14 protein-coding genes are annotated in these 18,460 nt (G+C 70.8%); 10 read left to right on the plus strand and 4 right to left on the minus strand.

The features are described from left to right. Positions 1-245: 245 nt before the first annotated feature. Positions 246-704, minus strand: a complete 459-nt coding sequence (locus ACFSVL_RS17870) for a hypothetical protein (RefSeq protein ID WP_378305503.1) — start codon at positions 702-704, stop codon at positions 246-248. Positions 705-883: 179 nt separating this feature from the next. Here ACFSVL_RS17870 and ACFSVL_RS17875 point away from each other — a divergent pair, with 179 nt between their 5' ends. From ACFSVL_RS17875 to ACFSVL_RS17890, 4 genes are all read left to right on the plus strand, one after another. Beyond that, positions 884-1,555, plus strand: a complete 672-nt coding sequence (locus ACFSVL_RS17875) for a GntR family transcriptional regulator (RefSeq protein WP_378305505.1) — start codon at positions 884-886, stop codon at positions 1,553-1,555. Positions 1,556-1,618: 63 nt separating this feature from the next. Beyond that, entirely contained in the window at positions 1,619-3,031 is a 1,413-nt protein-coding gene (locus ACFSVL_RS17880; RefSeq protein WP_378305507.1) for an aldehyde dehydrogenase family protein, read from the plus strand. A 23-nt stretch (positions 3,032-3,054) separates the two neighbouring features. Beyond that, positions 3,055-4,137, plus strand: a complete 1,083-nt coding sequence (locus tag ACFSVL_RS17885; RefSeq protein ID WP_378305509.1) for an alcohol dehydrogenase catalytic domain-containing protein — start codon at positions 3,055-3,057, stop codon at positions 4,135-4,137. A gap of 48 nt (positions 4,138-4,185) precedes the next feature. Continuing rightward, positions 4,186-5,055: an aggregation-promoting factor C-terminal-like domain-containing protein gene (locus tag ACFSVL_RS17890; protein WP_378305511.1), complete on the plus strand. Its 870-nt coding sequence runs from the start codon at positions 4,186-4,188 to the stop codon at positions 5,053-5,055. Between the two features lie 117 nt (positions 5,056-5,172). On the opposite strand, the gene ACFSVL_RS17895 is transcribed toward ACFSVL_RS17890, so the two are convergent. Next, positions 5,173-7,488: a transketolase-like TK C-terminal-containing protein gene (locus ACFSVL_RS17895; protein ID WP_378305512.1), complete on the minus strand. Its 2,316-nt coding sequence runs from the start codon at positions 7,486-7,488 to the stop codon at positions 5,173-5,175. A 133-nt stretch (positions 7,489-7,621) separates the two neighbouring features. On the opposite strand from ACFSVL_RS17895, the gene ACFSVL_RS17900 reads away from it, so the two are divergent. Beyond that, positions 7,622-8,101: an Lrp/AsnC family transcriptional regulator gene (locus tag ACFSVL_RS17900; protein WP_378305514.1), complete on the plus strand. Its 480-nt coding sequence runs from the start codon at positions 7,622-7,624 to the stop codon at positions 8,099-8,101. A gap of 3 nt (positions 8,102-8,104) precedes the next feature. Here ACFSVL_RS17900 and ACFSVL_RS17905 read toward each other — a convergent pair whose 3' ends face one another. Continuing rightward, the gene (locus ACFSVL_RS17905) at positions 8,105-8,398 is read right to left on the minus strand and encodes a DUF3040 domain-containing protein (protein WP_378305516.1); all 294 of its coding nucleotides are present in this window, start codon (positions 8,396-8,398) and stop codon (positions 8,105-8,107) included. A 151-nt stretch (positions 8,399-8,549) separates the two neighbouring features. Here ACFSVL_RS17905 and ACFSVL_RS17910 point away from each other — a divergent pair, with 151 nt between their 5' ends. The 5 genes from ACFSVL_RS17910 (at position 8,550) to treZ (ending at position 17,923) form a co-directional block, all read left to right on the plus strand. Next, the gene (locus ACFSVL_RS17910) at positions 8,550-9,404 is read left to right on the plus strand and encodes a TIGR03619 family F420-dependent LLM class oxidoreductase (protein WP_378305518.1); all 855 of its coding nucleotides are present in this window, start codon (positions 8,550-8,552) and stop codon (positions 9,402-9,404) included. A 423-nt stretch (positions 9,405-9,827) separates the two neighbouring features. Continuing rightward, positions 9,828-11,768, plus strand: coding sequence for a 4-alpha-glucanotransferase (malQ, locus tag ACFSVL_RS17915; protein WP_378305520.1), 1,941 nt, complete (start codon positions 9,828-9,830; stop codon positions 11,766-11,768). Positions 11,769-11,820: 52 nt separating this feature from the next. Next, positions 11,821-13,947, plus strand: coding sequence for a glycogen debranching protein GlgX (glgX, locus tag ACFSVL_RS17920; RefSeq protein WP_378305522.1), 2,127 nt, complete (start codon positions 11,821-11,823; stop codon positions 13,945-13,947). Next, on the plus strand, positions 13,944-16,220 hold the full coding sequence (treY, locus tag ACFSVL_RS17925) for a malto-oligosyltrehalose synthase (RefSeq protein ID WP_378305524.1): 2,277 nt from the start codon (positions 13,944-13,946) through the stop codon (positions 16,218-16,220). The genes glgX and treY overlap by 4 nt, the downstream gene beginning before the upstream one ends. Further along, the gene (treZ, locus tag ACFSVL_RS17930) at positions 16,217-17,923 is read left to right on the plus strand and encodes a malto-oligosyltrehalose trehalohydrolase (RefSeq protein ID WP_378305845.1); all 1,707 of its coding nucleotides are present in this window, start codon (positions 16,217-16,219) and stop codon (positions 17,921-17,923) included. The genes treY and treZ overlap by 4 nt, the downstream gene beginning before the upstream one ends. On the opposite strand, the gene ACFSVL_RS17935 is transcribed toward treZ, so the two are convergent. Continuing rightward, entirely contained in the window at positions 17,913-18,455 is a 543-nt protein-coding gene (locus ACFSVL_RS17935) for a hypothetical protein (protein ID WP_378305526.1), read from the minus strand. The genes treZ and ACFSVL_RS17935 overlap by 11 nt on opposite strands. Between the last annotated feature and the right edge of the window lie 5 nt (positions 18,456-18,460).

Genomic DNA, 18,460 nt, shown 5'->3' on the forward strand with positions numbered 1-18,460 from the left:
CGACACAGCTGACTCGACGATGAGCAGACGGTCGGCAATACCGGGACGAAATCTGTTCGGGCGCGATCCTCGCAGCGGCGACCTCGGCGTCGAAGGTGCGACTTGCCCGGCCGGAGCCGTTGACGCGGTTCGGTGGCGTCCGGACACCACCGAACCGGCACGGCACCTGGCCTACCCGGCCAGTACCACCTCCGAACCAGCCCGAGTCACCCTCGTGCCGCGGAGCCGTTCCGCAGTTCCCATCCCTACTTGCCTTCCTCCTGGCTGTGCGTCACCAGGAGGGTCACGCCAGCTTCGCCGTCGCAGTCGACCAGGACCGGGCCTACTCCGTTGCCGATCTTCGTGGTCAGTTTCGCCGTGGCCTTGAAGGCTTCCGGGTTCGCGTCGACGATCTTGAGGTCCTTCAGGATCTGGTGGCCGGGGTAGCCGCCGATGACCTTCTTCAGGCCTTTGCCTCCGCCGCAGTTGCCGGTGATCGTGACGTCCCCGCCGGGGACTGCCGGGTTCGGGTCGACCTTCACCGTCGCCCTGGCGCCTTGCGGGGGCTGTTCGGCGGCGGGCGGCTGGGCGGCGGCCGGTGCGGCAGGGCGGTCGCCGGTCGACGCGGCGGCGACTCCGATCGTTCCGCCCGCGATGACGGCGGCGGCGACCGCCGTTCCGGCGACCAGGCGGCCGTGGCGCAGAATCGAAGACTTCACTGACATTCCGTTTCCCTCCCTCGAAGTGTCCATTGAGGACACTGTGCGGTTCACCCGTGCATGGGTTCGTCCGGATAGTCGACGCGACCCCCTTCCCAGGTTCTCTCCGAAGCAAAAAGTGACTGGGGTCACATCGACGGCGAGCGGCTACGATGACGGGAAATCGACGCTGGCGGGGAGTTTTCGTGACGGTGGCGGGAGAAGCGCGCGAGCGGCTGAGTCCGCGGGTCGCCAAGCAGGTGCGCGATCTGATCCTGACCGGTGCGGTCCGCGGCGGCGAGCGGCTGCGCACCGAGCATCTGGCCGAGCGGCTCGGCGTCAGCGCCACTCCGGTGCGCGAGGCGTTGATGGCGCTGGCGGGCGAGGGCATGGTCGATTTCCGTCCAGGGCGCGGGTTCCGGGTGATTCCGGTGACGCGCCGGGACGTGGTCGACGTCTACGCGATGCAGGCTTACGTCTCCGGCGAGCTGGCGGCGCGGGCGGCGGAGCTGCTGGAGCCGTCGGGGCTGGCGCAGCTGGACGATCTCCAGCGGGAGATCGAGAAAACCGTCCGCGACGGTGATCTCGACGCGACCGAGCGGGCCGATTTCGCGTTGCATCGCATGGTCAATCGCGCTGCCGCCGCGCCTAAGTTCACCTGGATGCTGTCTTTGACGCTCAGGTACGTCCCCTTCTCGGCGTACGCGGACATCCCGGGCTGGCCGCTTCTTGCTCGCGACGACCACGATCGGGTGCTTGCCGCGTTGAATGAGCGCAAGCCGGAAGCGGCGCGGGAGGCAATGGCGGCGCACATCCGCGAGGCGGGGGATCTGCTGGTCGATTTCCTCGCGGCCCAGGGCGTGCTGGCGGCGCACTAGACAGCGGGTGCGTTTTCTATAGAATCCGGCGAGGGAAGAGGACCCTAGGTCGAAGGAGACTCGGTGGCTGAGCGCGACGTCCTGTACATCGGCGGCGAATGGGTCCGCTCGGAGAGCGAAGCCCGGATCCCGGTGGAGAACCCGGCTACCGAGCAGGTCCAGGCGCGGATCCCGGAGGGCACGGCGGCCGACGCCGACCGGGCGGTGCGGGCCGCGCGCGAGGCGTTCCCGGCGTGGGCGGCCACGACCCGGGCGGAACGCGCGGAGCTGCTGGGCAAGCTGGTCGACGGGCTGGCGAAGCGAGCCGACGAGATCGGCGAGACGATCGCGAAGGACGTCGGCACGCCGCTGCGGATCGCGACCCGGATCCAGGCCGCGCTGCCGCAGACCGACGTGCGGACGTATGTCGAGCTGCTCGGCCAGGAGGAGCCGGAGGAGAAGGTCGGCAACTCGCTGATCGTGCGCGAACCGGCGGGCGTGGTCGCGGCGATCACGCCGTGGAATTACCCGCTGCACCAGATCACCTGCAAGATCGCGCCGGCGCTCGCGGCCGGGTGCACGGTGGTGGTGAAGCCGAGCGAGGTCGCGCCGCTGAGCGCGTACCAGCTGTTCGACGCGATCCACGAGGCCGGTTTTCCGCCGGGCGTGGTCAATCTCGTGACCGGGTTCGGGCCGGTGGTCGGCGAGGCGCTGGCGACGCATCCCGAGGTGGACGTGGTGTCGTTCACCGGTTCGGTGCGCGCCGGCACCCGGGTCGCGGAGCTGGCGGCGCGTTCGGTCAAGCGCGTGACGCTGGAGCTGGGCGGCAAGTCCGCCAACGTGATCCTCGATGACGCGGACCTGGCGACCGCGGTGAAAGTCGGGGTTTCCAACGCGTTCCTCAACGGCGGCCAGACGTGCACGGCGTGGACGCGCATGCTGGTCCCGCGCGAGAAGCACGACGAGGCGGTGGCGCTCGCGAAGACGTTCGCCGAAGGGTTCACGACGGGCGACCCGCTGGACGCCAAGACCAAACTGGGTCCGCTGGTCTCGGCAGCGCAACGCGACCGGGTGCGCGGCTACATCGAAAAGGGCATCGCCGAGGGCGCGACTTTGGTGACGGGTGGGACCGAAGCTCCTGCGGACACAGGCTACTTCGTCGCACCGACAGTTTTCGCCGGCGTCGACCCGGATTCGACCATCGCGCAGGAGGAGATCTTCGGCCCGGTGCTGTCGATCATCCCGTTCGACGACGAGGAGGACGCGCTCCGGATCGCGAACAATTCGCAGTACGGCCTGCACGGCGCGGTGTGGTCGGGCGATCAGGACCGCGCGCTGGCCTTCGCGCGCAAGGTCCGGACCGGGCAGATCGACGTGAACGGCGGCGCGTTCAACCCGCTCGCCCCGTTCGGCGGGTACAAGCGGTCCGGTCTCGGCCGCGAGATGGGCCGGGCCGCGCTCGACGAGTTCACCGAACTCAAGTCCATCCAGCTCTAGCGCGACCCGAAGGAGAAGACATCGTGGTCAAAGCCGTGGTCGTGCGCGAGCAGGGCGGCCGTCCGGAGGTCTGCGACATCGAGCTGCCGCCGGTCGGCCCCGGCGACGTCCGGGTCCGGATCGCGGCCGCGGGGGTGTGCCATTCCGATCTGTCCATGGTGGACGGAACGCTGCGCCCGCAGTACCCGTTCGTGCCGGGGCACGAGGCGTCCGGCGTGGTGGCCGAGGCCGGTGCGGACGTCCGGCACGTCAAGCCGGGCGACCGGGTGGTGCTCAACTGGGCCGCCGCGTGCCGGGAATGCTGGTTCTGCCTGGCTGGGGAGCCCTGGCTGTGCTCGGCGATCGAGGGCATCACGACGCTGCCGCGCGGCGAGCTGGCCGGGCAGCCGCTCAACGTGCTGCTCGGCGTCGGCGGGTTCGCCGAGGAAACCGTGCTGCCGGGGCGATCCGTGGTGCCGCTGCCGGACGGCATTCCGCTCGACCTGGCCGCGTTGATGGGCTGCGCGGTGCTCACCGGGGTCGGCGCGGTGCGCAACACCGCGAAAGTCCGAAAAGGACAGAGCGTGCTCGTGCTCGGGCTCGGCGGGATCGGGTTGTGCGTGGTGCTGGGGGCGAAGCTCGCCGGTGCCGGGCAGATCATCGCGGCTGATCTGTCGCCGGAGAAAGAGGCGCTCGCGAGGGCGGCCGGCGCGACGGATTTCCTGCTGAGCGACGACAAACTCGCCAAGCAGGTGCGCGGGCTGACCGAGGGGCGGGGCGCGGATTACGCGTTCGAATGCGTCGGCGCGGCCGCCACGATCCGCGCGGCGTGGAGTTCGGTGCGCCGCGGCGGGCACTGCACGGTGGTCGGCGTCGGGCGGAAGGACCAGCAGGTCGTGCTGAACCCGCTGGAGATCTTCCACTTCGCCCGCACGCTCACCAGCACGGTCTACGGGGCCTCCGACCCGGATCGCGACATCCCGGTGCTGGCGGACGAGGTCCGCTCGGGCGAGCTGGACCTGGAAACCCTGGTGACGCACCGGATCTCGCTCGACGAGGTCGGCGACGCGTTCGACCGGATGCGGCGAGGGGAGGGCGCCCGGTCGCTGATCCGGATCGGGGACTAACCGACCGGTGACGCCGCGGTGACGCGGGCGGCGGACAATCCAGCGGTTATGTTCGCCCGTCAGAGCAAGCCGAACGTCGCGCCGCCGGTCGTGCACGAGGTGCTGCGGGAGCCCGGCGAGCCGCTGGACGACGCGACGCGCACGACGATGAACGCCCAGTTCGGCCACGATTTCAGCCAGGTCCGCGTGCACGCCGGACCGCGGGCCGCGCAGTCGGCCGAGGCGGTGGGAGCCCGGGCCTACACCGTCGGCCCGCACGTGGTGTTCGGCGCCGGCTGTCGCCCGGGAACCGCGCTCGGCCAGCGGGTGCTCACCCACGAACTCACCCACGTGGTGCAGCAAAGCGGAGTCACCGCGATTCCCGTGTCCGGGCTGCCGATCGGCGACTCGCATTCCCCCGCCGAGGTCGAAGCCCGCCTCCGCGCCGACGGCCGGACCGGCGGCTCGATGGTTGCCGCCGCGGGTCCGGTGCTGCAGCGCGACGACATGGACGACCCGCGCTTTGGCCGCTCCGGCGCCCGGACTCTCTTGCAGTCGACGCCGCGGAAAACCTCGGGACCGGCGGCCCAACCGGGCGGCCGGTGCCCGAAGCCGGACGACATCACCGACGCCGAGGACTGGATCATCGAGGCGGAGTCGGGGTGGCAGCCCACCGCGAAGAACGCCGTGTCGAGCGCGTTCGGGCTGGGGCAGCTGGTGAAGGCGACGCGCGTGAAGTACCTGAAGGACAAGGCCGACTCGACCGACTGCGACGACCAGATCCGCGCGTTCCGGGGATACGTGAAGGACGCGTACGGCACGGCTGATGTCGCGAAGCAGTTCTGGCTGGCGACCAAGGCGAAGGATCCCGCGAAGGCCCCGAAGGGGTTCGAGGGCAAAGTGAAGCAGTGGATCAGCAAAGGGTGGGTCGGGTACTGACCCGCCCATTGCGTCACCACGCCCAGCGGGTGCTCCCCAGGTGGCGTCGTCCGTGCGGCGCTGGCGAAATAGAATCGGTTGCCGGCCCCGTGCAGCCAGCACCAAAGCGCTCCTCGATCAGTCGGCCACGTCCAGCGCGGCCTGGATGATGCTGTCGGTGTCGATGCCGTGGTACCGGTACACACTGTCGAGATCGCCCGATTGCCCGAACCGGTTCACGCCGAGATGCGCGGCCCGCACGCGGTGGACGTTCGCGAGGAACGCCAGCGTGTGCGGATGCCCGTCGAGAACCGTCACCATCGGGGCGGACCGTTCGGACGGCAGCGCCGACTCCAGGATCCACGTGTCGGCCGTGTCCTGTCCCGCCCGCGCCTGCACCGCGCGGAACAGCAGGCCGGCGCTCGTCACGCACACGACGTCGGCGTGCTTGCCCAACGCGTCCAGCCGGTCGGCGGCCTCCAGCGCCTCGGTCACCATCGCGCCCATCGTCACCAGCGTGACGTCCGGGCGCGCCACCGCGGCGGTCCGGATCGGGTACGCGCCGGCCACGACCTGGCGGCGACGGCGTTCCCGTGCCGCCGGATCGGCGGGCACCGCGGCCAGGCTCTGGTCCACCGGACGGGTCGACAGACGCAGGTAAGCGGAAGTCCCGTCGGGGCGGCCGAGCCGGGCAAGCGAAGCCAGCAGCGTCCATTCGACGTCCAGCGCGAAGGCCGGTTCGTACGTCACGCAGCCCGGCTGTTCGAGCCCGACCGACGGAGTGGTCACCGATTGGTGCGCGCCGCCCTCGGGAGCGAGCGTGACGCCGGACGGCGTACCGACCAAAATGGACTGTCCGCCGCCGTAGATGCCGAACGACCACGGTTCCAGCGCGCGCTCCACGAACGGGTCGTAAAGCACCCCGATCGGGAGCAGCGGACGGCCCCAGCGCGACCACGTCGTGCCCAGTTCGCCGAGCGCGCTCACCAGGTTCACCTCGGCGATGCCCAGTTCCAGGTGCTGTCCGCTGGGCCGCTCGCGCCAGTGCAGGATCGTTTCCGGGTCGTCGGCGAACCAGTCGACGCGTTCCTGCGGCGACCACACGCCGACCTTGTTGACCCAGCCGCCGAGGTTGGTGCTGGACGAGACGTCCGGGCACAGCGTCACCACGAGTTCCGCCGCTTCGGGCGCTTCGCGGGTCAGGTCGAGCAGCGCGCGGCCGAGCGCGGCCTGCGTGGTGGTGCGGCCGGACGGCGTGCGGCCGATGTCCGACGGCAGCGCCGGAACCGGTTGCGGCGTAACGGGTTCCCGTTCCAGGCGAGCGGCCGTCGAAGCGCACAGCTCGGCGGCCGCGGAGCCGTCCGGGAACTTCTGCCACGGGTTGTCGAGCGAGATTCCGACGCGCTCGGCCAGCGAGCCCAGCTGGTCGGCGGTCAGCAGCGACGAATGGTTCTGCGGATGTCCTTCGCTGGCGAGACCGAATCCCTTGACGGTGTAAGCGAAAACGACCGTCGGGCGGTGGTCTTCGATGGCGTCGAACGTGTCCAGCAGCGCGGACAGGTCGTGCCCGCCGAGGTTGCGGATGGCGGCGTGCAGCGTGTCGTCGTCGAGAGTGTCCAGCAGCGGAGCCAGTTCCGGCGTCGTCAGGCGTTCGCGCAATTGGGCCGGGGTGCACCGGAGCAGCCGCTGGTACTCCGGGTTCGACATCTCGTCGATGCGCTGGCGCAGCGCCGCGCCGCCCGGCCGCTCGAACAGATCCTGCAGCAGTCGGCCGTATTTCACGGTCAGCACCTGCCAGCCGGCCGCCTCGAACATGCCCTGCAGCCGGGTCGCGCCGATGTTCGGCACCACGCGGTCGAGCGACTGCCGGTTCAGGTCGACGATCCACACGACCTCGCCCAGTTCGGCGACGTTCGGGTCGAGGATCGCCTCCCAGCACGCGCCCTCGTCCAGTTCCGCGTCGCCGACCAGCGAGTACTGCCGTCCGGTGCCCGCGCCGCCGCCGTGCGATTCGACGTAGCGCCGCGCCAGCGCGCCCCAGATCGGGGCGGTCGCGCCGATGCCGACCGAGCCGGTGGAGTAGTCGACCTGGTCCGGGTCCTTCGAGCGCGACGGGTAGCTCTGCAGGCCGCCGAACTCGCGCAGCGTCGTCAGGTACTTCTCTTCGAGGTCGCCGAGCAGGTAGTTGATCGCGTGCAGCACGGGGGAGGCGTGCGGCTTCACCGAAACGCGGTCCTCGGCGCGCAGCCGGGCGAACCACAGCGCGGTCATGATCGACACCATCGACGCGCTGGACGCCTGGTGCCCGCCGACCTTGAGCCCGGTCGGGTTGGGCCGGACCCGGTTCGCGTGGTCGATGATCGCGGCCGACAGCCACAGCACCCGGTCCTGCACCTCGCGCAGGACGGTCACCGTGTCGTTGTCCGGAAGGCGTTCGGGGGCGGCGCTGCTCACGACGGATCAGACCTTTCTTGGGCGGAAAGTTCAAGCTAGTCCAGCAGAGCTGGGTAGGATGCACAACAAGCGCGCTCGACATTGAGCAGAACGCCCAGAACAGCACCTCGCGGTGCGGAAAGGACTGCGCAGCATGCCCAGCACACAGCGGCTCGACGCCACCGACGCCCGGATCCTGCTCGCGCTCGGCCGCACCCCGCGCGCCACCGCCGTCGCGCTCGCCGACGAGCTGGGCCTGTCCCGCAACACCGTGCAAAGCAGGCTCGCCCGCCTCGAGCAAGGCGACGCGCTGCGCTCGGCCGAACACCGGATCGACCCGGCCGCGCTCGGCTACCCGCTCACCGCGTTCGTGACCGTGCAGGTGCGGCAGCGGCTGCTGGACGAGGTCGGCCGGGCGCTCGCGGCGGTGCCGGAGGTGCTGCAGGTGCGCGGATTGACCGGCACGCAAGACCTGCTGGTGCACGTGGTCGCGACCGACGCCGACGACCTGTACCGGATCGCCGGGGAAATGCTGGAAATCCCCGGCGTCGAGCGCACCAACAACGCGCTCGTGATGCGCGAGATGGTGCCGTACCGGCTCACCCCGCTCCTCGAACGCGCCGCGCGCCGCTGACGGTCACGGCTGGTCGTCGGCCGTGCGCTCGCGGCCACGCCGCAGAAGGCTCCGGTGCGCCCACACCAGCGGCGGCACGGCGACCAAGCCCCACAGGAACCAGCCGGTTTCGCCCGCCATCAGGCCGAAGACCAGCATCAACAGGGCGGTGACCTCGGCTCCGACGAGGATGGCCTGCCACCGCCGGGACTGCGTCGGAGGCCCGCCTTCGCTCAGTTTCGCGGCGAACACGGGGTCGCTCGCGGCGAGTTCCTCTTCGATCTTCCGCAGGGCGCTGCGGTCGCGATGGGGCAGCATGATCCCCTCCTCGGGCAGGACGGGCCGGTGATCCGCAGGTACTAGTGGAGTACCCGCCCCACGGCGCCGTCAAGCCCGGGTTTCCGCAGGAATAATCGCGCTCGCCCGGACGCCGTTGCAAACTGAAACACGTTCTAATAACGTGCCGAGGGTGAGATACGGGATCGTGCTGTTCACCAGCGACCGGGGCATCTCCCCGGCGGCGGCCGCGCAGGCCGCGGAAGAGTCCGGATTCGCGACGTTCTACGTGCCCGAGCACACCCACATCCCGATCCGGCGGGACGCCCCGCATCCCCGGACCGGCGACTCCTCGCTTCCCGACGATCGCTATCTGCGCACGCTCGACCCGTGGGTCGCGCTGGCCAGCGCGGTCCCGGTGACCTCGACGATCCGGCTGGCGACCGCGGTGGCGCTGCCGGTGGAAAGCGATCCGATCACGCTCGCCAAAACGGTCGCGACGCTGGACCACCTGTCCGGCGGCCGGGTCACGCTCGGCGTCGGGTTCGGCTGGAACACCGACGAACTCGCCGACCACGGCGTGCCCGGGAAGCGGCGGCGCACCGCGCTGCGCGAGTACCTGGAGGCGATGCGCGCGCTGTGGACCGAGGAGGAGGCGAGCTACGCGGGCGAGTTCGTGGAGTTCGGGCCGAGCTGGGCGTGGCCGAAACCGGTGCAGCCCAAGGTGCCGGTGGTCGTAGGCGCGGGCGGGAACGAGCGCACGTTCCGCTGGATCGCCCGGCACAGCGACGGCTGGCTCACCACGCCCGGCGAAGGCGACATCACGGAGAAAGTCGCGCAGCTGCGGGAAATCTGGCGCGAGGAAGGCCGCGAGGGCGAACCTGAGGTGATCGCCCTCGGCCCGCGCCCGGATCCAGACGGGCTGGCGCGGCTTGCCGACGCGGGGGTGACCGAGGTCGTGTTCGGGCTGCCGGACCGTTCGCCGGGCGAGGTCGAAGCGTGGCTGGACCGGCTCGCCGGGAAGCTCGGGCAGCTGACCGGGGCCTGAGCGGCGTCCACTTCGGACGGCGGTATCTCGGACCTCGGCCGCGTGGCCGTTGCCGAGGTCCGTGAGGGGAACCTTCACGGACTCTGATTCCCGCAGGGTTCCCCTCACGGACAGCAGGCGCGCCTCGAACCGCGCCCGGGGCACCGCCTTGGGTTCCTGGCATCGCCATTTCGGACGGCGCTACCCCCGTTGGTATGCACCCGCTCGGTGAAACCGCGAAAAGCGCCTGAACGGGTGAACTCAGCCGCCGCGCGTCATTCCGGGGAACGGCTTCCCTCTTGTTTCGTGTGGCGGTGACCGGCCGGCACGCCCCCCGACCGGCCGGTTACCGCTTCGCCCGTCTGCGGCGGCGAGGCGAATGGCGCCGCGCGGCACTGCCCGGGACACTGTTCCGGTGCGCATTCCCGTTCCCCGGACCGAAACGTGACCCCCGAACTGGCCGAATTGGCCGCCGCTCACGGGGTCGCCACCCGCTACGAAAACGCCGACCGCATCGAAGTAAGCGTTGACCCCGATGTCGTGATCGCCGTATTGGCGCAGCTAGACGTCGATGCCGGTACTCCACAAGCGATTCAGCGAGAATTGGCCGCCGTGCGGGAAGCCCGTGCGTCGCAAGCCTTGCCGCCGACCGTGGTGCTGCGCGCCGGGCAAGAACGCGAGCTGGGCCGAGCCGCGACAGTCGAACTCGAAGACGGCACTGTCCGTGACGTCGGCACCACACTTCCGGCGGACCTTCCGCTGGGCTGGCACCGGATCGTGACGGACGGGCAGCGCGTTTCGCTGGCCGTCGTCCCGGATCGGCTGCCCGAGGTGCCGCCCGCGTGGGGCTGGATGCTGCAGCTTTACGCACTGCATTCCGATCAGTCGTGGGGAATGGGCGATTTCGGCGACCTCGCCGAAATGGCGTCCCGGTCGGCCGCCGAACTGGGCGCGGGCGTGCTGCTCGTCAACCCCGTGCAGGCGATCAGCCCGGCGCATCCGGTCGAGCGGTCGCCGTATTCGCCGTCCAGCCGCCGGTTCGCGAACCCGTTGTACCTGCGGGTCACCGACACCGAAGCGTTCGCCCGCGCCGACGAGAACACCCGGCGGCAGGTGCGCGCGCTCGCGCCGGATCCGATCGGCGAGCTGATCGACTACGACGCCGTGTGGACCGCCAAACGCGCCGCGCTGGACCTGCTGCGCCGGTATCACCCGGAGCCGGTGGAAATGGACGACGACCTTCGCGATTTCGCCGCGTTCGGCGCGCTCGCCGAGGTGCACGGCGGCGACTGGCGCGAGTGGCCCGAGCCGTTGCGCGATCCCGGCAGCGCCGAGGTGGCCGCCGCGCGCGAGGAACTGGCCGAGCGGATCGAGTTCCACGGCTGGCTCCAGCAGCTCTGTCACGAGCAGCTCGACCGCGTCCGCCGCGCCGCGCGGGAAGCGGGCATGCCGGTCGGCGTCGTGCACGATCTGCCGGTCGGGGTGCATCCCGGCGGCGCGGACACCTGGGCGCTGCGGAACGTGTTCGCCGCGCGGGTGCGGGTCGGCGCGCCGCCGGACGCGTTCAACCAGCAGGGCCAGGACTGGAATCTGCCGCCGTGGCGGCCGGATCGGCTCGCCGAGGCCGGGTACGCGCCGTTCCGCGACGTCGTGCGCGGCGTGCTGCGGCACGCCGACGGGATCCGCGTGGACCACATCGCCGGCATGTGGCGGCTGTGGTGGATCCCGCCGGGCGAACCGGCCGGTCGCGGCACGTACGTGCACTACGACGCGGAAGCGATGCTCGGCGTGCTCGCGCTGGAAGCGCATCGCGCGGGCGCGGTCGTCGTGGGGGAGGACCTCGGCACGGTCGAGGACACCGTCACCGAAACCATGCACGAGCGCGGCCTGCTCAGCTCCGCGGTGCTGTGGTTCCAGCGCGACTGGGACGCGCCCGGCCAGCCGTTCGTCCGCCCGGACAGCTGGGATCCGGACGCGATGGCCAGCATTTCCACGCACGACCTGCCGACCGTGTCCGGCTGGCTCGACGCCGAACACGTCCGGGTCCGGGCCGGGCTCGGGCAGCTGGACCGTCCGGTGGAGCAGGAGTACGCCGAGGCGGCGGCCGAACGGCAGGCGCTGCTCGAAGTGGTTGCCAGCGAAGGAATTCCGGCTGACGACTTGGTGGTCGCCTTGCACACGCTGCTCGCTTCGGCGGCGTCTCGATTGGTGCTCACCGCGCCGGCGGACGTGATCGGCGAACGGCGCCAGCCGAATTTGCCGGGCACCGTGGATGAGTACCCTAACTGGCGCATCCCGCTTCCCGTCACTGTCGACGGGTTCTTCGCGGACCCCCGCGTACGGGCGGCGGTCGCCCCGCTGGCCGCCGCCCGTCCACTGCGCTGAACCGCCGGAAACCCCGTCCGGACACCGAAAACCGATGCCCAAGGAGAGCCCAGTGCGGCCCTGGCCCGGAAAGCCCTATCCGCTCGGCGCGACCTACGACGGCGTGGGGACGAACTTCGCGCTGTTCTCCGAGGTCGCCGAGCACGTCGATCTCTGCCTGTACGACGACGAGGGCAACGAAACCCGCGCGCGGCTGGAGGAGGTCGACGGCTTCGTCCACCACGGCTACCTGCTCGGCGTCGGGCCGGGCCAGCGCTACGGATTCCGCGTGCACGGGCCCTACGATCCGGGCCGCGGCGAGCGCTGCAACCCCAGCAAGCTGCTGATCGACCCGTACGCCAAGGCGTTGTCGCGCGGCGTCGACTGGAGCGAAGCGCTGTTCAGCTACCGCTTCGAAGACCCGGAGCAGCGCAACGACGACGATTCCGCCGGGCACGTGCCGTACTCGCTGGTGGTCAGCCCGTTCTTCGACTGGGCCAACGACCGGCCGCCGCGGACGCCGTACCACGAGACGGTCATCTACGAAACGCACGTGCGCGGCATGACGATGACGCATCCGTTCGTGCCGGATCGGCTGCGCGGCACGTACGCCGGGCTCGCGCACCCGGCGGTGGTGGAGCACCTGAAGAAACTCGGTGTCACCACGGTGGAACTGATGCCGGTGCACCAGTTCGTCACCGACCACGGCCTGGACGAGAAGGGCCTGCGCAACTACTGGGGTTACAACACGATCGGGTACTTCGCGCCGCACGACGGCTACGCGGCGATGCAGGGCCAGGGCGGGCAGGTGCAGGAGTTCAAGGGCATGGTCCGCGCCCTGCACGAGGCCGGCATCGAGGTGATCCTCGACGTGGTCTACAACCACACCGCCGAGGGCAACCACCTCGGCCCGACGCTGTCCATGCGCGGCATCGACAACGAGGCGTACTACCGCCTGGTCGAGGACGATCCGCGCTACTACATGGACTACACCGGCACCGGGAACTCGCTCAACGTGCGCAGCCCGCACACGCTGCAGCTGATCATGGATTCGCTGCGGTACTGGGTCACCGAGATGCACGTGGACGGCTTCCGGTTCGATCTCGCGTCCGCGCTGGCGCGCGAGTTCTACGACGTGGACCGGCTGTCGACGTTCTTCGACCTCGTGCAGCAGGACCCGATCGTGAGCCAGGTGAAGCTGATCGCCGAGCCGTGGGACGTCGGGCCGGGCGGGTACCAGGTCGGCAACTTCCCGCCGCTGTGGACCGAGTGGAACGGGCAGTACCGCGACACCGTCCGCGATTTCTGGCGCGGCGAACCGTCCACGCTGGGCGAGTTCGCTTCGCGCATCACCGGCTCGTCGGACCTGTACCAGGACGACGGCCGCCGCCCGTTCGCGTCGATCAACTTCGTCACCGCGCACGACGGGTTCACGCTCGCCGATCTGGTGTCGTACAACGAAAAGCACAACGAGGCCAACGGCGAGGACAATCGCGACGGCGCGGACGACAACCGGTCGTGGAACTGCGGCGTCGAGGGTCCGACCAACGACGAGGAGGTCCTCGCGCTGCGCGCCCGGCAGCGGCGGAACCTGCTCGCCACGCTGCTGCTGTCGCAGGGCGTGCCGATGCTGCTGCACGGCGACGAACTCGGCCGCACCCAGCAGGGCAACAACAACGCCTACTGCCAGGACACCGAACTGTCCTGGATGGACTGGGAACTCGTCTCGGAGAACGCCGACCTCGTCGAGTTCACCGCGGCGCTGACGGCGTTCCGCAAGGCGCATCCGGTGTTCCGCCGCCGCCGGTTCTTCCAGGGCAAGCCGGTGCGCAAGGGGGAGGAGCTGGGCGACATCGCCTGGTTCACCCCGGCAGGCGAGGAGATGACCGAGCAGAACTGGGACGACGCGTTCGGCAAGTCGGTGGTGATTTTCCTGAACGGGGAAGGGATTCCGGACCTCGACCCGCGCGGGATGCCGGTGTCGGACGATTCGTTCCTGCTCGCGTTCAACGCGCACTGGGAGGACATCGCGATGACCCTGCCCGGCAACGGCTACGGTCGCGAGTGGACAGTCGTGGTCGACACCGAGACCGGCAGCGTCGGGAACGCCGACGCCGAACCGGTCGAGGGCGGCGGCAAGTTCACGCTCGCCGCGCGGTCCCTAGTGGTGCTCCAGCGCACCGCCAAGGAGGGCGAATGAGCACGCCGTCCTCGACGTACCGGGTGCAGCTGCGGCCGGAGTTCGCCTTCGCCGACGCTGCCGGGATCGTGGACTACTTGCGCGAGCTGGGCGTCGGCGCTCTCTACGGCTCGCCGATGCTCGACGCGACGCCCGGGTCCACGCACGGTTACGACGTCACCGATCCGACGCGCGCCCGGGGCGAACTGGGCGGCGAAGAAGCGCGGAAGGCGTTGTCGGCGCGGCTGAAGGACGCCGGGCTCGGGTTCGTGGTGGACATCGTGCCGAACCACATGTCGGTCGAGGTGCCGAAGGCGAACCCGTGGTGGTGGGACGTGCTGCGGAACGGCCGGCAATCGCCGTACGCGCCGTTCTTCGACATCGACTGGCACCGGGGGCGGCTCCTGCTGCCGGTGCTCGGCGACGACAACGACGAGCTGGCGGTCGAGGGGGACGAACTCGTCTACTACGACCACCGGTTCCCGATCGCGCCCGGCACCGGCGACGGCACTCCGCAGGAGGTGCACGCGCGCCAGCATTACGAGCTGGTCGGCTGGCGGCGCGGCAACCGCGAGCTGAACTACCGACGGTTCTTCGACATCACGAACCTGGCCGCGGTCACCGTCGAGCGGCCGGAGGTGTTCGCCGAGACGCACGGCGAGGTGCTGCGCTGGGTGTCCGACGGCGACGTCACCGGCCTGCGGGTGGACCATCCGGACGGGCTCGCCGACCCCGGCGGCTACTTCCGGCGGCTGCGCGCGGGCGCGCCCGGGGCGTGGCTGGTGGCGGAGAAGATCCTGCACCCGGGCGAGGCGCTGCCGCAGAGCTGGCCGGTCGACGGGACCACCGGGTACGACGCGCTGCGCGAGATCACCGGCGTGTTCGTCGACCCGGCCGCCGCGTCGGTGTTCACGCGGCTCGCGGCCGAACAGGGCGTGCGCACCGACTACCACGCGGTCGAGGAGCGAGCGCGGCGCTTGGTGACCGACGGCATCCTCGTCGCCGAGGTGCACCGGATCGCCGCGCTGCTGCAGGGCGTGGACGCCGACGCCGCCCACGCCGCCGTCGCCGAGGTGATGATCGCGTTCCCGGTCTACCGCTCGTATCTCCCCGAGGGGGCTGGGCACTGGGCGACCGCCGTCGCGCGGGCACGCAAGCGGCGTCCGGAATTGGCACCGGCGCTCGACGCGCTCGACAGCCAGGTGCGCGGCGCGCCGGACGGCGAGCTGGCGACGCGGATCCAGCAGACGTCCGGCATGGTCGTCGCGAAAGGCACCGAGGACACCACGTTCTACCGGTTCACCCGGTTCGCCGCGCTGAACGAGGTCGGCGGCAATCCGGACCGGTTCGGCTTGAGCACCGGGGAATTCCACACCCTGGCCGCGGGCCGGGCCGCCGCGTCCCCGGCCACGATGACCACCCTGACCACGCACGACACGAAGCGGTCCGAGGACACGCGGGCCCGGATGGCCGCGCTGTCGGAGGTCGCGGACGAGTTCGCCGTCGCGGTCCGCCGCTGGACCGCCGCGCGCGGGATCGACGAGCCGGCCCTGAATCTGCTGGCCTGGCAGACGCTCGTGGGCGCGTGGCCGATCTCGCCGGAGCGGCTGCGCGACTACCTCGACAAGGCCGCGAAGGAAGCGAAACTCCGCACCTCCTGGACGGACCACGACGAGGACTTCGAACGCGCGGTCGCCGAGTGGCCGTCCGCGGTGCTGGGCGACGCTTCGCTGGCGGCGGACGTCGAGTCGTTCGTCAAGCGGGTGCGCGGCGCGGGCTGGGCGAACTCGCTGGGCCAGAAGCTGGTGCAGCTGGCCGGACCCGGCGTGCCGGACGTCTACCAGGGCACCGAGCTGTGGGACTACTCGCTGGTCGACCCGGACAACCGCCGCGCGGTCGACTACGCCGCGCGACGTTCCCTGCTCGAACGGATCCAGGCCGGCGAACAGCCGGAGATCGACGAGACCGGCGCGGCGAAGCTCCTGGTGGTGCACCGCGTGCTGGCCCTGCGGCGAGACCGGCCGGAGCTGTTCGCCGGATACCGGCCGTTGCACGCGGAAGGCGTTGCCGCGGAACACCTTCTGGCCTTCGAACGCGGTGCCGGCCTGGCCGTGGCGGTCACCCGGCTGCCGATAGGACTGCACCGCGCGGGCGGCTGGCGGGACACCGTCCTCCCGCTGCGCGACGGCGAATGGACCGACGTGCTGACTGGTCGCTTGGTCGGCGATGCCCCGCGAGCGGCCGCGTTGTTCGACCAGTACCCAGTCGCGCTTCTGGTACGGGAGGAGTCCTGATGTTCACCGTGTGGGCCCCGTCCGCCGAGCGCGTCCGCATCCGCGTCGACGGCACCGACCACGACATGACCCCCGCCGCCGACGGCTGGTGGCAGGCCGACGTCACCGGCACCGACTACGCCTTCCTCCTCAACGACGATCGTCCGCTTCCGGACCCGCGTTCCCTTCGTCAACCGCACGGCGTCCACGAAGCCTCCCGCGTCTACGACCACGCGGCGTTCGAATGGACCGACCAGTCGTGGACCGGACGCCAGCTGCCCGGCGGAGTGGTCTACGAACTGCACGTCGGCACCTTCACCGAGGCAGGCACGTTCGACGCGGTCATCGACCGGCTCGGCCACCTGGTCGACCTCGGCGTCACGCACGTCGAACTGCTCCCGGTGAACTCCTTCGACGGCACCGCGGGCTGGGGTTACGACGGCGTGCTGTGGGGCGCGGTGCACGAACCGTACGGCGGCCCCGACGGCCTGAAACGCCTGGTCGACGCCTGTCACGCACGCGGGCTCGCCGTGCTGCTGGACGTCGTCTACAACCACCTCGGCCCGTCCGGCGCCTACCTCGACCGGTTCGGCCCGTACTTCGCCGGCCGCACCGACTGGGGCGCGGGCCTGAACCTCGACGGCCCTGGTTCGGACGAAGTCCGCCGCTACGTCCTCGACAACGCTCTCGGCTGGCTGCGCGACTTCCACGTCGACGGCCTGCGCCTGGACGCGGTGCACGCTCTGGTCGACAAGCGCGCCGTGCACCTGCTGGAAGAACTGGCCACCGAGGTCGAAGCGCTGTCGGCCGCCTTGAACCGCCCGCTGACGCTGATCGCCGAATCCGACCAGAACGACCCCCAGCTCGTCACCGCCCGGGACGCCGGCGGCTACGGCCTGCACGCGCAGTGGTCCGACGACCTGCACCACGCGCTGCACGTCCGGCTCACCGGCGAAACCACCGGCTACTACACGGATTTCGCCCAGCCCGGCGCGCTGGCCAAGACCCTGCGGGAGGCGTTCTTCCACGCCGGCACCTGGTCGTCGTTCCGCTCCCGCACACACGGCCGCCCGCTGGACCGGCGCGTCGCCCCCGGCCACCGGTTCCTGGCCTACCTGCAGGACCACGACCAGATCGGCAATCGCGCGGCGGGCGACCGGCTGTCCGCGACCGTCTCGCCCGGCCTGCTGGCCTGCGGCGCCGCGGTGGTGTTCTGCTCGCCGTTCACGCCGATGCTGTTCATGGGCGAGGAATGGGCGGCGGAGACGCCGTGGCAGTTCTTCGCGTCGTTCCCGGACCCGGAACTGGCCGAGGCCGTCCGCACCGGCCGCCGCCGCGAGTTCGCCCGGCACGGCTGGGTCGAGGCGGACGTCCCGGACCCGATGGACCCGGCCACCGTCGCCCGGTCGCGGCTCGACTGGACCGAACCCGGCAAACCGGGCCACCGGGAGATCCTCGGCCTGTACCGGACGCTGATCCGTCTCCGCCGCTCGCATCCGGAGCTGGCCGATCCGCGGCTGGACCGGGTCGTGGCGGAGACCGCGCCGGACGATTCGTGGCTGGTGCTGCACCGGGGCGGGCTGCAGCTGGCGTGCAACTTCGGGGCGAAACCGGTCGAGGTCCCGGTGGCGGGGGAGGTGCTGGCTTCGTGGGGGAATCCGGTGGTCGGGGAGGGAGCGACGGTGTTGCCCGCGGAGTCGTTCGTGCTGGTCGCTACTCGCTGAACCCGTCGGCGGCCGGCCGAGCCCGGGCCCAGCGCTCCTCGAACTCGGCAGCGCTGATCTCCTCGTCCGCAATCTCCGGGGCGAAGAGGTCGACGACCGGCGAGTTGAACGGCCAGTCGTCCGGTTCGCCGCGCAGCGAGGTCCCGTCGTCGGCCACTTCCAGGTCGCGGATCCGGCGCCCGTCCGGCCCGATCTCGGCCAGCCAGTCGGCGTTCTCCTCGTCCATGCGCCTGCGGAGGTAGACGACCTCCCGGTCCGCGAACTCGCCGAACCCGGGGCGGCCGCGCTGCCCGGCACGCTCGGCGCGCAGCCTGTCCAGCACCGCGGGCATTTCGGCGTCGTCGATGTCGGCTTCCGGCAGCCCGGTGTTCCGATGCCTGGCCTCGACGTCCGGATCGGTGACTACCTCGACCCAAGCGAACGTTTCGCGGATTTCCCGCTCGGACCGCGCTGAAATCCACCACCAGAAGCCGCCCATGCCGTAGTCGTGCAGCACGAGGAATGAGCGCTTGGGCACGGCGTCACCGGTCACGGAGC

This window comes from Amycolatopsis silviterrae, from assembly GCF_042684085.1.
GTDB lineage: Bacteria > Actinomycetota > Actinomycetes > Mycobacteriales > Pseudonocardiaceae > Amycolatopsis > Amycolatopsis silviterrae.